Source organism: Aequorivita antarctica (assembly GCF_007997155.1).
Classification (GTDB): Bacteria; Bacteroidota; Bacteroidia; order Flavobacteriales; family Flavobacteriaceae; genus Aequorivita; species Aequorivita antarctica.
The window spans coordinates 1-12,826 of sequence record NZ_VORT01000020.1; the positions used below are offsets into that span (position 1 = coordinate 1).

At 34.9% G+C, this 12,826-nt stretch carries 9 protein-coding genes and 1 tRNA gene; 3 read left to right on the plus strand and 7 right to left on the minus strand.

Annotated features, from left to right (window positions below):
- Positions 1 to 506 precede the first annotated feature (506 nt).
- The 3 genes from ESU54_RS16995 to ESU54_RS17005 form a co-directional block, all read right to left on the minus strand.
- Complete coding sequence (locus ESU54_RS16995; protein WP_146848155.1) at positions 507 to 2,003, minus strand: curlin; 1,497 nt, start codon at positions 2,001 to 2,003, stop codon at positions 507 to 509.
- A gap of 689 nt (positions 2,004 to 2,692) precedes the next feature.
- Complete coding sequence (locus ESU54_RS17000) at positions 2,693 to 4,879, minus strand: glutamine synthetase III family protein (RefSeq protein ID WP_111845743.1); 2,187 nt, start codon at positions 4,877 to 4,879, stop codon at positions 2,693 to 2,695.
- Between the two features lie 139 nt (positions 4,880 to 5,018).
- Positions 5,019 to 5,972 (minus strand): calcium/sodium antiporter, encoded by a 954-nt coding sequence (locus ESU54_RS17005; protein WP_111845744.1) that lies wholly within the window; start codon positions 5,970 to 5,972, stop codon positions 5,019 to 5,021.
- Positions 5,973 to 6,106: 134 nt separating this feature from the next.
- Between ESU54_RS17005 and ESU54_RS17010 the strand changes: the two genes are divergently transcribed.
- Positions 6,107 to 7,003, plus strand: coding sequence for a hypothetical protein (locus tag ESU54_RS17010; protein WP_111845745.1), 897 nt, complete (start codon positions 6,107 to 6,109; stop codon positions 7,001 to 7,003).
- A 198-nt stretch (positions 7,004 to 7,201) separates the two neighbouring features.
- On the opposite strand, the gene ESU54_RS17020 is transcribed toward ESU54_RS17010, so the two are convergent.
- Positions 7,202 to 7,714 carry an adenine phosphoribosyltransferase gene (locus ESU54_RS17020; RefSeq protein WP_111845747.1) on the minus strand — a complete coding sequence of 171 codons (513 nt, stop codon included), beginning with the start codon at positions 7,712 to 7,714 and terminating at the stop codon, positions 7,202 to 7,204.
- A 73-nt stretch (positions 7,715 to 7,787) separates the two neighbouring features.
- Here ESU54_RS17020 and ESU54_RS17025 point away from each other — a divergent pair.
- Together ESU54_RS17025 and ESU54_RS17030 are read left to right on the plus strand one after the other, a co-directional pair.
- Positions 7,788 to 7,861 (plus strand) — tRNA-Arg (locus ESU54_RS17025).
- Between the two features lie 234 nt (positions 7,862 to 8,095).
- Positions 8,096 to 9,316, plus strand: a complete 1,221-nt coding sequence (locus tag ESU54_RS17030; RefSeq protein WP_111845748.1) for a site-specific integrase — start codon at positions 8,096 to 8,098, stop codon at positions 9,314 to 9,316.
- A gap of 419 nt (positions 9,317 to 9,735) precedes the next feature.
- Here the strand turns inward: ESU54_RS17030 and ESU54_RS17035 are convergent, their stop codons facing one another.
- From ESU54_RS17035 to ESU54_RS17045, 3 genes are all read right to left on the minus strand, one after another.
- Entirely contained in the window at positions 9,736 to 10,317 is a 582-nt protein-coding gene (locus ESU54_RS17035; RefSeq protein WP_146848156.1) for a Crp/Fnr family transcriptional regulator, read from the minus strand.
- 128 nt (positions 10,318 to 10,445) lie between these two features.
- Positions 10,446 to 11,063 carry a DUF4405 domain-containing protein gene (locus ESU54_RS17040; RefSeq protein WP_111845750.1) on the minus strand — a complete coding sequence of 206 codons (618 nt, stop codon included), beginning with the start codon at positions 11,061 to 11,063 and terminating at the stop codon, positions 10,446 to 10,448.
- A 58-nt stretch (positions 11,064 to 11,121) separates the two neighbouring features.
- Complete coding sequence (locus ESU54_RS17045; RefSeq protein WP_249041336.1) at positions 11,122 to 12,789, minus strand: CocE/NonD family hydrolase; 1,668 nt, start codon at positions 12,787 to 12,789, stop codon at positions 11,122 to 11,124.
- Positions 12,790 to 12,826 lie beyond the last annotated feature (37 nt).

Sequence of the window (12,826 nt, forward strand, 5' to 3'; positions counted from 1 at the left end):
TAATATTCAGTTCTCGGCAAGGAATTACTTCCTTGGATAAATAATAAACCATCTAGTAAAATGATTTATATAAGTATTAATTAAAGGGGATTGGATTCAAAATGTATTCAAAATACATTTTAGAATTGTAGGGGAAATTTTAAAAGCTGATGAATCATATTGGTCTGAGACCAAAAAAATTCAATTACCAGGGATAGGTTTGTATTTTAACAATTTTGAGGAGATGTGATTTAGATATCACTATCAATCGATCACTTTTCAAAGATGCAAGAAAAAATACTAATTCACAACATTACGCACACAACTAGCTCTAAATAAGGCAATACCCTTTATAAAATTAGCGTATTTTCTGACAACCATTAAAAACTTTTGGGATGAAGAATAGAAAACTATCGACGAACTACACGATAATTGATTTTAACACTAGATGTTAAATTTTTGTTAAAAAATAAATGCAGGCCTATAAATAAGCCTGCATTTTTACCTGTTTTAATTAAAGTTTTATTCTAGCAGCCTCCGCAGATATCACCTAAGTCAACTCCTGGGAAATCATAATCCATATCCAAATCCATTGGCTCATCGAAACCACAATCAATTGCACCAGCTCCAAAGTCTCCATCAGGACCCATTTGAAGGATGTTAGCTTGGTTTCCACCAACTGAAAAATCAGTATTCCCTATTCCTTTGTTTTGCTCAACAGTATAGCTTTGACCATCATACTGAACTATCAAAGCTGCATTTGCTGCACCACTTTGGGTAGCATAAGCAACGTTTCCATCACCCATCTGGTGTGTATTCAATCTATGGTCTTTACCTTGTTGGTAAGCTAAAGAAATATTATCATCACCATCTTGATTTTGATAAGACTTATGTCCAGAACCTTCTTGTGCTAATCCCGCAGTGTTATTATTCTGATTTTGCTCTTGTTTCGCATAGTTAGAATTATCGCCATCAAAATAATGTGCCTGAACCATACCTGCATTGTTATCATCACCAGTTTGAACTTGCTCACCATAATTACTATGGTCCACACTTCCACCTAGTTGAAAGATACCAGCACTGTTACCAGCTCCAACTTGAGTTTGTGTAGCTTTATTTCCTTCCGTTGGTGGAATGTATCCAAGGCTACCAGCATTTCCATCTACATTGGAAGCAACAGCACTCCATTGAGTAATAGCTTCTGGAGCTGCAACAGATCTTCTAGGACCATCTATTCCTTGGTCTATCCCAGCAGAATTTCCAGTACCACCAGTACCATCAGTTGCAAATTGACTTTGCTTAGCTTGGTTGTCATTTCCTCCTTGAATGGCACGAGCCGAGTTACGAGCACCGTTACCTGATTGACCGATAGAAGATTCGTTACGCTCACCTTCTTGTTCGTTCACAGCAAAGTGACCATCAGTTTGGTTAGGACCCGCATCTTGAACGATCATGGACTTGTTATTGTCTCCAGTTTGTTGGGTCCAAGCCTCACTGTTGTCATAAGTTTGTTGGGTTGAAGCCCAGTTGTTATCACCATTTTGATCAATAGCAGCATAGTTTTCCTGTGCTTGTTGCCCTGTACCTTGACGGATTTTAGCCTTGTTTCCAGTACTAGAACCATCTATTTGGCCTTGTCTGGTTACAGCGTTGTTGTCGTCACCTTCTTGGCGAGTAGCAGAGCTGTTCAATGCGCCAGATTGTCTTACGTCTGCAGCATTCGCTACTCCACTGGCTGCCGATACGGCCCCAGTCTGACGAACATCTGCTTGGTTTTCACCAAAACCTGTAGTACCATCATCCTGAAAGGTATAAGCCGACTGCGAGGTTCCGGCCTGACGCACACGCACTTTGTTTTCATGACCGTTCTGAACGGATAAGCCCGTGTTAGCACCAGCAGCTGATCCCGGTAAAGCAGTAATCTTACTCGGAGCTGGCGCCACATTACCCTGTGAGTCAGTTACCTGAGCATAGGTCATTCCACCTACAAAAAGCGCTACTGCGCAAAAAATTAATTTTTTCATAATTAAAAGATTTAAAGATTAATATTTGGTTAAAATAGTATTCAGTTCTCGGCAAGGAATTGCTTCCTTGGGTAAATAATAAACCACAGTAAAATGATTTATATAAGTATAATTTAAGGGGATTGAATTCAAAAATGTATTCAAGATACATCTTAGAATTAAGGAGAAATTTTATAAAGTTGCTAAATCATTTGATCTGAGACCAAAAAGATTCAATTACCAGGGATAGGTTTGTTATTTAACAATTTTGAGGAGATGTGATTCAGATATCTCTATCAATCAATCACTTTTCAAAGATGCAAGAAAAAATGATAATTCACAAATTTATGCACGCAACTCGTTCTAAATAAGGCAATACCCCTTATAAAATTAGCGTATTTTCTGACAACCATTGAAAACTTTTGGGATGAAGAATAGAAAACTATCGATGAACTACACGATAATTGATTTTAACATTAAATGTTAATATTGTGTTAAATTAAAGATATTGCCATCTAATTACAGCTGTAAAGCAAAAAGTTATATCTTTTTCCATGTCTAAAATGCAAAAATAATTTCTGAAGGAATTTACCTAAACATTGTGCGAATATTAATTTAAAGAATGAAATTCCTTGATAATACATGATGGCACTAAATTACAAAGCCGTCCAAAAAAAATTGAACGGCTTTAGAATAAAAAAGAGTAATAGTTACTTAGTAAATAAGAGTTCTCTATATTTCGTTAATGGCCAAATTTCATCATCAACTAAAAGTTCCAATTTATCGCAGTGGTAACGAATAATTTCAAAATAGGGTCTTACATCGTCACAATAAGCAAAAGCTTTCTTTTCGACATTCTCTATCTTGTTTGCCTTTTTTCTTTCGTCAATCATTTCTGTAATTCCCTTATTGATTTTTGCTATGTGCTCGCTTATTTGTTCAATAAGGCGCATTTGTTCCCCAGAGAATTTTTTGAAATCAGTTCCATAAATATTTTTTAGGCCCTGTACGTTTTCAATCAAAATATTTTGATAGCGTATTGCAGTGGGTATAACATGGTTTCGGGCTATGTCACCCAAAATCCGACCTTCTATTTGAATTCGCAAGGTATATTCCTCCATTTCAATTTCATAACGGGCTTCCACCTCTATCTTGCTCATAATACCAAGTCCTTCAAAAAGTGAAATAGTTTTTTTAGAAATTTTGGCTTTTAATGCTTGAGGGGTGGTTTTGTGGTTGCTCAACCCACGTTTTTTAGCTTCTTTCTCCCAAGCTTCTCCATATCCATCACCTTCAAAACGAATTCTTTTCGAGTCCTTAATATATTCTCTCAACACATTGAAAATGGCGTCGTCCTTCTTCATCTTCTTGCCTTTAATAAGCGCATCTACTTCCACTTTAAAATCTATGAGTTGTCTTGCCACAATTGCGTTGAGAACCGTCATAGGATTGGCGCAATTGGCGGTAGAACCTACGGCGCGAAACTCAAATTTGTTACCAGTAAAAGCGAAAGGAGAAGTTCTGTTTCGATCGGTATTATCTAATAATATTTCTGGGATTTTTCCAACAACGTTTAATTTAAGGTCGGTTTTTTCTTGTGGAGAAAGTTTGCCGCTGGTCACTTTTTCCAGCTCATCCAATACTTCGGTTAATTGCGAACCAATAAATGCTGAAATAATAGCCGGAGGAGCTTCATTGGCGCCCAAACGGTGATCGTTCCCTGCGCTGGCTATAGAAGCTCTAATCAATTCCTCATGTTCGTTAACAGCTTTAAGCGTATTGATAAAAAAAGTAAGAAACTGAAGATTCTTCATTGGAGTGCTTCCAGGGCCAAGAAGGTTAACACCAGTATTTGTTGCCAAAGACCAGTTGTTGTGTTTTCCACTTCCGTTTACATTGGCAAATGGCTTTTCGTGAAACAAAACCTTAAAATTATGCTTTTCAGCAATTTTGTGCATCAAGTCCATTAATAAGGAGTTGTGGTCCACGGCCAAATTAGTTTCCTCAAAAATTGGAGCCAATTCAAATTGGTTTGGCGCAACTTCATTGTGGCGTGTTTTAACAGGAATACCTAAAAGCATACACTCTGTTTCCAAATGACGCATAAAATTTAAAACACGCGCTGGAATAGACCCAAAATAATGGTCATCTAACTGCTGTCCTTTTGCCGAGGAATGACCCAACAAAGTTCTTCCGGCTAACGAAATATCCGGACGGCTTAAGGCCAAAGCACTGTCAACCAAAAAATACTCCTGCTCCCAGCCCAAAGTAGCGTTTACCTTGGTCACATTTTTATCGAAGTATTTTGCTACAGCAGTTGCAGCGTTATCCACCGATTGCAGCGCACGCAGCAAGGGTGTTTTATAATCCAATGCTTCACCCGTATAGGACACAAAAACAGTAGGAATACACAAAGTGGTTCCATAAATAAATGCTGGGGAAGTTGGATCCCAAGCTGTATAACCCCGGGCTTCAAAAGTGTTTCTAATTCCGCCATTTGGAAAACTAGAGGCATCTGGTTCTTGCTGAACCAACTGCCCTCCACCAAATTTTTCGATAGCTTGGCCATTTTCCATCGTTTCAAAAAAAGCATCGTGTTTTTCAGCTGTTGCTCCGGTTAAAGGCTGAAACCAATGTGTATAATGCGTGGCACCTTTTGCTATGGACCACTCCTTCATACCCGTAGAGATATGGTCAGCTATGTGACGTTCAATTTTGGAACCCTTTTCAATGGCGTCCATCACACTATTAAAAGAGTCTTTGGTAAGATACTGCCGCATGGCAGCTTCATTAAAAACGTTTTTTCCGAAAATCTCGGAACGTCTTTCTGGTTCTGTAACTGGCACGGGAACCCTGTTAAAGGTCTCCTTAATGGCATGAAATCGCAAGGTGGGCATATTGTTGTTTTTATGGTTTGACAGTGCAAAAATAAAAAAAAACACATATACACCCCCTAAATTTCAACCATTATTTTTATTTTTAGTTTAAAAACTTATGAACACCCCCCTAAAATTAGAGGTAATTCAATTATAAATATTATTTTAAAACTGTTAGCCCTATAAAAATTGCATAAGCCACAACCAATACAATTCCTCTTTTTCGGCCAAGTTGATATGACTTCGGAAGAAATACCAATGGAAGCAAAATTGCGGCAAAACCAATCATCCAAAAAATGTCATTGGTAAGCACCTCTTCGCTTTTCACAGCTATCGGTTGAATAATGGCCGTGATTCCCAAAACAGATGAAATATTAAATATGTTTGAACCAATAAGGTTTCCCAGGGAAATGGCTTTTTCCTTTTTGAGAGCGGCAATCACTGAAGCTGCAAGTTCCGGAATGCTCGTGCCAACGGCAATAACAGTTACGGCTATTACGCGCTCACTAATGCCAAAGCCTTCCGCTAATGAAACTGCCCCGTTAACCAAAAACTCACTCCCTGCATACAACGCTACCCCTCCTATTAATAACCATACTGTTATCTTAAAATTGGAAGCTTTGGACAGACCTTCGTCAATACTGTCGTCTGTTGGTTCAGAACCTCTTGCTTTTTTGGCTCTTTTTATTAATATCCAGAGATAGACAAAGAGCATCAGCAATAATGCCACTCCTTCTGAACGAGATATCTGCATGCCGCTTTTCAAAATAAAATACAGCGCAATGGAAAGAATCATCATCACGGGCCAATTCAATTTATAAAAATCTTTATCGATGGCCAGTGGAGCTATTATCGCCGTAATACCAAGCACCAATCCAATATTGGCGATGTTTGAGCCTATAACGTTTCCCAAGGAAATATCAGAAAAACCATTGAGAGCGGCCTGCAAGCTCACCAAAAGCTCAGGTGCAGAAGTGGCAAAAGAAACCACCGTAAGCCCAATAACCATTTTTGAAAGGTGAAGTTTGAAAGAAAGCGCTACGGAAGACCGCACTAAAAACTCACCTCCTACTACCAATAAAACCAAACCAAGAAAAAGCTGTATATAATCCATTGAAATATAAATGCCCGCGAAGATACTAAATGCCAAAAAGAATTTAGTTGTATATTTGTTACTATCCCCAAAGTTTTAATCTGCTTAAAAGTCCCCAATTCTATTTTTGGACTAATTTTTAATTTAAACATATTATGGAAACCAATATTAAGAGAGTAATTCAAAATCTTTCATTTTTTTCTATTTTGATTGTTTTCACATTTTCACTCCTTTCATTCAACACAAAAAGTGCAACCAGCACAACTTTGGAGAACAATTCAATTACAGAAAAACAAACTACCATTGTGATTACTAAAAAAACAACATTGGAAGAACTTCAAAAGATAAAAAAACAAATGAAAGATGAAGGACTGGGTTTTGACTATTCAAACGTAGTTTACAATAAAAAAAATGAAATTATTTCAATCACCATTCGCTATAAAGATGCAAACAACAACTCTGGAAACTATAGCGTGAGCAGCCAGAACCCCATAAATGATATTGTAATTATTTCTGAAGGAACTAGGCTCTCTGTTACAAGCGCAGGCAGTTCAAATCAATCCTTTATAAGCCAAGGAAATGGAGGGCAAGTTTCAAGTAACGCTGAAAAATCCTATAATGACCGCAGCGAAGCTATGAGACAAAGAAGTGAGCAAATGGAAAAAGAAATGGAAGACAAAATGAACGCAATGAAAGAAAGACAAGCTGAAATGATGAATCGCATGCAACAACGCAGAGACAGTATTAGCACATTAAATCAGCCTACAGTAAAAAGCGCCACAAACTTTAATGGACGTTCGCACCTAATAACCAAGAATACCACCAATTCGGAATTGCTTGAACTTCAAAATAGCTATGACGCGGAAAATATTTCATTTTATTACAAAAACTTAGAGCGAAATGACAGCAATGAAATAACACATATTTCCATTACCATAGACAATCGTAATGGATCGGTTTCTACTTCAAGATTTGGAAATAGCAAAGAGGCCATAAAAGATATTATCGTGGCTGCGGATAAACAGCACAGCATTATGAAAAGTGCAGAATAGTTTTAATATTATTTCACAATGTTTAGTTTTAAAAGAAATTTAAATTGGGATGAAAAAGAATTTTTTTAAATTTTTAGCAAAGCTCAACAAGAAACTCCTGCCGAGTTTTACAAAAAAAGAGGTGGATTTAGCAAAAGCCTCAAAGCTTCAAATGGCTATATTCGCATATAAGCTGTGGGTCACCAAGAACTCCCTGGATTAATATTTTAACAATGATTGGACTGAATGATTACGCAATTTTTTAATACCGTTTAAAAATTCAAGTTCAAGTAAAAAATTACATTGTACAACTTCTCCACCTAAACTTTCAATCAAATTGCAAGCTGCTCTTGCGGTACCGCCAGTGGCTAGAACATCGTCATGCAATAGAATACGCTCTCCTTTTTTAATTGCATCTTCATGAATTTCCAATGCGTCCATTCCATATTCCAATTGGTAGGGCTCTTTTAATGTGGTATAAGGAAGTTTTCCAGGCTTTCTGATGGGCACGAATCCAGCATTGAGTTTTTGGGCCAAAAGGGTTCCGAAGAAAAACCCACGGGATTCTATAGCCGCAACTTTATCAATTTTTTGAGAACCTACAAGCGCCATCAACTGTTGCAAGCAGCTTTCCATTGCATCACTATCTCCGAGCAAGGGAGTAATGTCCTTAAAGTGAACACCAACTTTCGGAAAATCTTCAATATTTCGTATATATTTAGATAAATTCATTTTTTACAGGTATTAATTTGTCTTGCAATTTAAAAAGAAATATATTTGCATCCGCTTAAAGCGAAATTAATTTGGCCTTGTGGCGCAACTGAATAGCGCACCTGATTACGGCTCAGGAGGTTCCAAGTTTGAATCTTGGCAAGGTCACTAAAAGCAATACCACCTAATTACAAAACCCTGCTAATTTTATGATTAGTAGGGTTTTGTGCTTTTTAGCAATATCATTTAATTTGATATTATTTGCTTTTAAAGGTTCACAAATCGTCAACATATTTTTTTAATCGTCAACATTCTAAAAATGTTGTCCTAAATTTGTGCAAACGATCAATAAGGCTGATTTGACTTTCGTCTCACTTTTGTTTAATATTAAAGACGACAGCTATGCGTACCTCATCAACTTTCTCGATCCTTTTTTGGATCTATGGCACTCGTGCCAAAAACCAACAAGCCAACATTTATGCCCGAATTACTCTTAATGGTAAAAGAGTAAATATCAGCCTTAAGCAAAAAACTGATATCGCCTCGTGGGATGCAAAACGACAAAAAGTTAAGGGCAACGGCCAAAATGCAAAGATCATCAACTTCTTTTTGGACGAAACAAAATCGGAAATTGTCAACTGCCATAGAGACCTTAGGTCTGAGGACAAAGAACCATCGGCACAAATGATAAAGGCAAGATATCTGGGAGAGGACAAAAAAACACATACCATTAAGGATATCATCCAATACCACAACGAAAGTATTGAAAACAAAGTTTGCGCCAAAACGCTGTGCCATTACCAAACGACCCAAAAATATGTACTAAAGTTTATTTACAAAAAATATAGATCAAAGGATATTCCTTTAAAGAATTTGGATTTTGCTTTTCTTATGGGCTTTGAGACATTTTTAAGATCCCATCGTCCGAGCCATTATCAGGATCGGATTGGAAATAACACCATAATGAAGCATATCCAAAGATTGCGAAAAATGATTACGACCGCATATCACCTAGAATGGATAGAACGCGACCCTTTTGTTACATTTAAGCCCAAACACATTAAGACCCAAAGGGAATTTCTTACAGAGCCAGAACTAAGCTCCATTGAAAGATTCTCATCAAATATTGACCGACTTTCCATTGTTAAAGACCTATTCGTATTCAGTTGTTATACTGGTATATCTTATGTCGACATAATGAAATTAACTCCCCACAACATAGTGTTGGGAATTAATGGGAAGAAATGGATTTCAGCAAAGCGAAACAAAACAGGCACGGAATTTAAAATACCACTACTAGAAAAAGCGGAATCATTAATTGAGAAATATATGGGAAATCCTCGCACAAAATTTACTGGTGCCCTCCTTCCCAATATATCCAACCAAAAACTTAATAGCTACTTAAAAGAAATATCTGATTTATGTGATATCAAGAAAAACTTGACCTTTCACATGGCCAGGCATACTTTCGCAACAACTATCACCTTAAGCAATGGTGTGCCAATTGAAACGGTATCTAAGCTATTGGGACATACTAAAATTGCGACTACCCAGATTTATGCGAAAGTTGTAGAAAAGAAAATCAGTGAAGACATGGAGTTATTACAGAAAAAACTAAAATAAAATTAAAACTAATCGGAATTAATTTTCAAATTAAGAGAATAATTATTTCAATTCTCGCCAAATAAAGTATATTCACTATTTTTTTAGACATTTTCGCAATTGACTTTTATTGAAGGATAGTCATCATAAGAAATCGAGCAAATTATTCTTTAGACATATATAATGAAATTAAATACCCTATAAAGACAACTTATAATTATTAACTTTTTGGAAAAGCATTTTGATAATGTAACAGGCTATAATAATTATACTTTCAAAATATAAAGCATTATCAATTCTAGGTATTTTTATTATATGTTATAAGTTTTCACTTCAAAAAAGGAAAATATTTTTTCAACATTTATGTTTTATTACCTCAATATTTCTTTTTCAATTGTTTTAAAATAAAAAATGACAAAAAAACCTAAAGCGAAATTAATTCAGACTTTCCTTAAAACGATTCGTTTTCTAATTCGGCTTAAACTTTCAGGACTAACTCCCAAAAAATTGGCAATATACTTTTGCGGAATTCTTTGAAAGACGAAAGGTTCTTTTTCCAATAAATTTTGAAGTCTTTCTTCGGGTTTTTCAGTAGATAAGGACATTGCAATTTCAATTGCTCTTTGAGCTACTTGTTCAGCCATCAATCTGCCAAATGTTTCATATTTACTACTTTCTTTGTAGAGATTAGTAAGGTTTTTTTGCTTAATAAAAAAAACAGTCGTATCCTCAATGGCCTGTAAATTTATTTTACCCATACTACTGTGAGGCAAACTTTGATAATAAGTTATCCAAGAATTATTAAAAGATATATAACAAGTCCTTTCCACACCATCTTTAATATGAAAATGCCTGATAGATCCTATAGCAATAAAGGCAACAAAATTACATATCTTATCATCTTGTAGTAAAAATTCCTTTTTTTTTTTTTTTTTTTCTTCGAAATAGTCATCAATGAGTTCAAGTTCCATTGCCATATTAGGAACAATACACTCGCAATATTTTTTTAACTTTTCAAACATTTTATTTCTTTAAAAAAAATTAAGCCATTAGTAATCCACTGATTTAACAGCGTATTCATTCTTCAAAAAATAAATTATTATTTCATTCTAAATAAATTTCGGCTGATTTTATTTATTGATATTTATAATTATTTCCCAATTAGCATTTTATATTCATTAGGTATTTTCACACCTTTAAAATGGCCTGTTAGGCCATAAAAAATTAAAAAAATTAAAAAAAATCCAATTAATAAAATTAGTACTGATTGTCCTTTGGGAGTAAACCCTAAAAATGTAAACTTCATTTTTTTTCTATGAATGGAGGCAACGTGTCCAAAAAAAGAAAAAATTGCAAGCCCATAATACGGTATGAAAAATAAGTTTAAAGGAAACGAATTTATTCCTGTAGCCCCAAAATAAAAATTCGTATCAAGGTTTAATAAAAGACGTCCACTTAAAATAGCAATTAAATGAATGACAAAAAAACAAGCTAAATATATGCCAGTCCAATTATGGAGTTTCTCAAGCAGAGAAAGTTTTATTTTTAAAGTTTTTTTAAAGAGGGCGATTCCTGAAATAATTTGAAAAATAATCGCACTTAATAGTATAAACTCAACATATATATTACGGTATAATAAACGTAAAGTATTCATCATTTCTATATGCCTTTCAGGCCCCAAAATGCTTAGTGAATGGTTAAACAAATGTATCCCAATAAAACTTGTAACTATAAGGCCAGATATGTAATGAGCTTTTTTAGTTATCATGATTGTTTGTGATTTTTAAAAATGCTATTCTGAATATTTACATCCTTTTCATTGTTCTTTAATTTATCCAAACTGGTATTTTAATGAAACTTTCATTGTACCATTTTATTTGTAAAGGTTCTTTAGCATCATTAATAGTCTCATCTGAAACAGGTTTTCCTGAACCATAATTAATAATCTCAAATGGATGTTTATTGATGTTTAATAAAATAACTAGACGACTGCCTTTACTAATTTTCTTACTTATAAACCTTGTATTATCAAATGGAATACTCTCTTTTTTATTGGGTACCAGAAGTTGTCGTTTAGAATTATCCTTTGCATAACTAGCCCTTCCTACATAACGAGTAAGAAAAAAATATTTTCCGTTAGGCATTAGTTCGTATAGGGCTAATGATACATCCATATCCTTTTTATTGATGGATGAAAATAATTTTCCAGAGAACGAACCGTTAATTAAGAATTCATTTTCAAAAGGTTGTGACTTAAAAATTAGGCCATTACTTACATCAAGTGTGTCAAAGATTATTTGTGGAGTAAAATAATTATTTTGACTTTTCCTATTTTTAAAATCTACGATCTGTTTTTTAAACTCAATCTTTTTTGGCTTTTGACTCGTTAATGTTATATTGTCTAAATAGAAGGTTAGGGAATCATTATTTGTTTCTTTTAATGATGGAGCATGGCGCCATTCATTTGTTCCCATAACTTGATAGTTTACCTTATCTTCCAGTAATTCAGGTTTTGTTTTATTCTTCAAAATATAATCCAACCATTGAAATGCTAAATCTCTCATACCGATATTGGCTACGCTATCAATTTTGTACCCCATTAAACTATCTTTTGACCTACTTTGCCCGGACCAATGATCGTATGGGCCAATTACAAAATAATGATTGGCATTTTTGTTATATTTATAATGAAGTTTAAAATATTCCAAAGCTCCAATTTGAGAACCATCATAATAGCCAGTTGTAGACAGAATTGGAATATTGATTTTTGAAAATTCTTCTGGCGTCGGCACCATTGATTTCCAATATGCGTCATAAGATGGATGCTTAAGCCATTCCTGAAATATGGGATTGGGCTGATTCCCCAAACTATCTATGCTCCGGAAAGAAGTTCCCTTATTAAACCATTCAAAAACTAAACCTCTGTCGTATGGTTTATTTTTATATATATTATCATTGGCCCAGCCTAAAATATTTCCAAAGGGAACGTTATTTTCCATGGGCATATCAAAACCAGGCATTACAGCTACTTGTGGCACTATTGTTTTTAGTGCAGGATGTGTATTCTTAACGGTTGCCCATTGCGAAAATCCAGTATAGCTGCCTCCATACATACCAACCTTTCCATCACACCATGATTGGCGACTTATCCAATCAATAATATCATAAACATCCGTCCCCTCATGTTCAAAGGGAGCATATTCTTTTAAATTTGAACGAATACCACGAGCATATGCAACAATCCCTACATAGTCTTTATCAGCTGAAAGTTTCGCAAAGTAAGCATCATTTACTCCCTGATAGTAGGTAGTATAGAAAAGAATTACTGGCAAAGGTTTTGAAGTTGTTTTTTTCCGGATAATTGTAGTTGAAATATTAAAACCACTACGTGTAGGAATTAAGACACTGTCATTTACTATATAAATACTATCATTAGAATTGTTTTGTTGAGCAAATGCCGTTGAGTAAATTGTAAGGATTGTTATTACTTTCATTATAAACTTCATACTTTCTATATTTTTTTATTAGCAG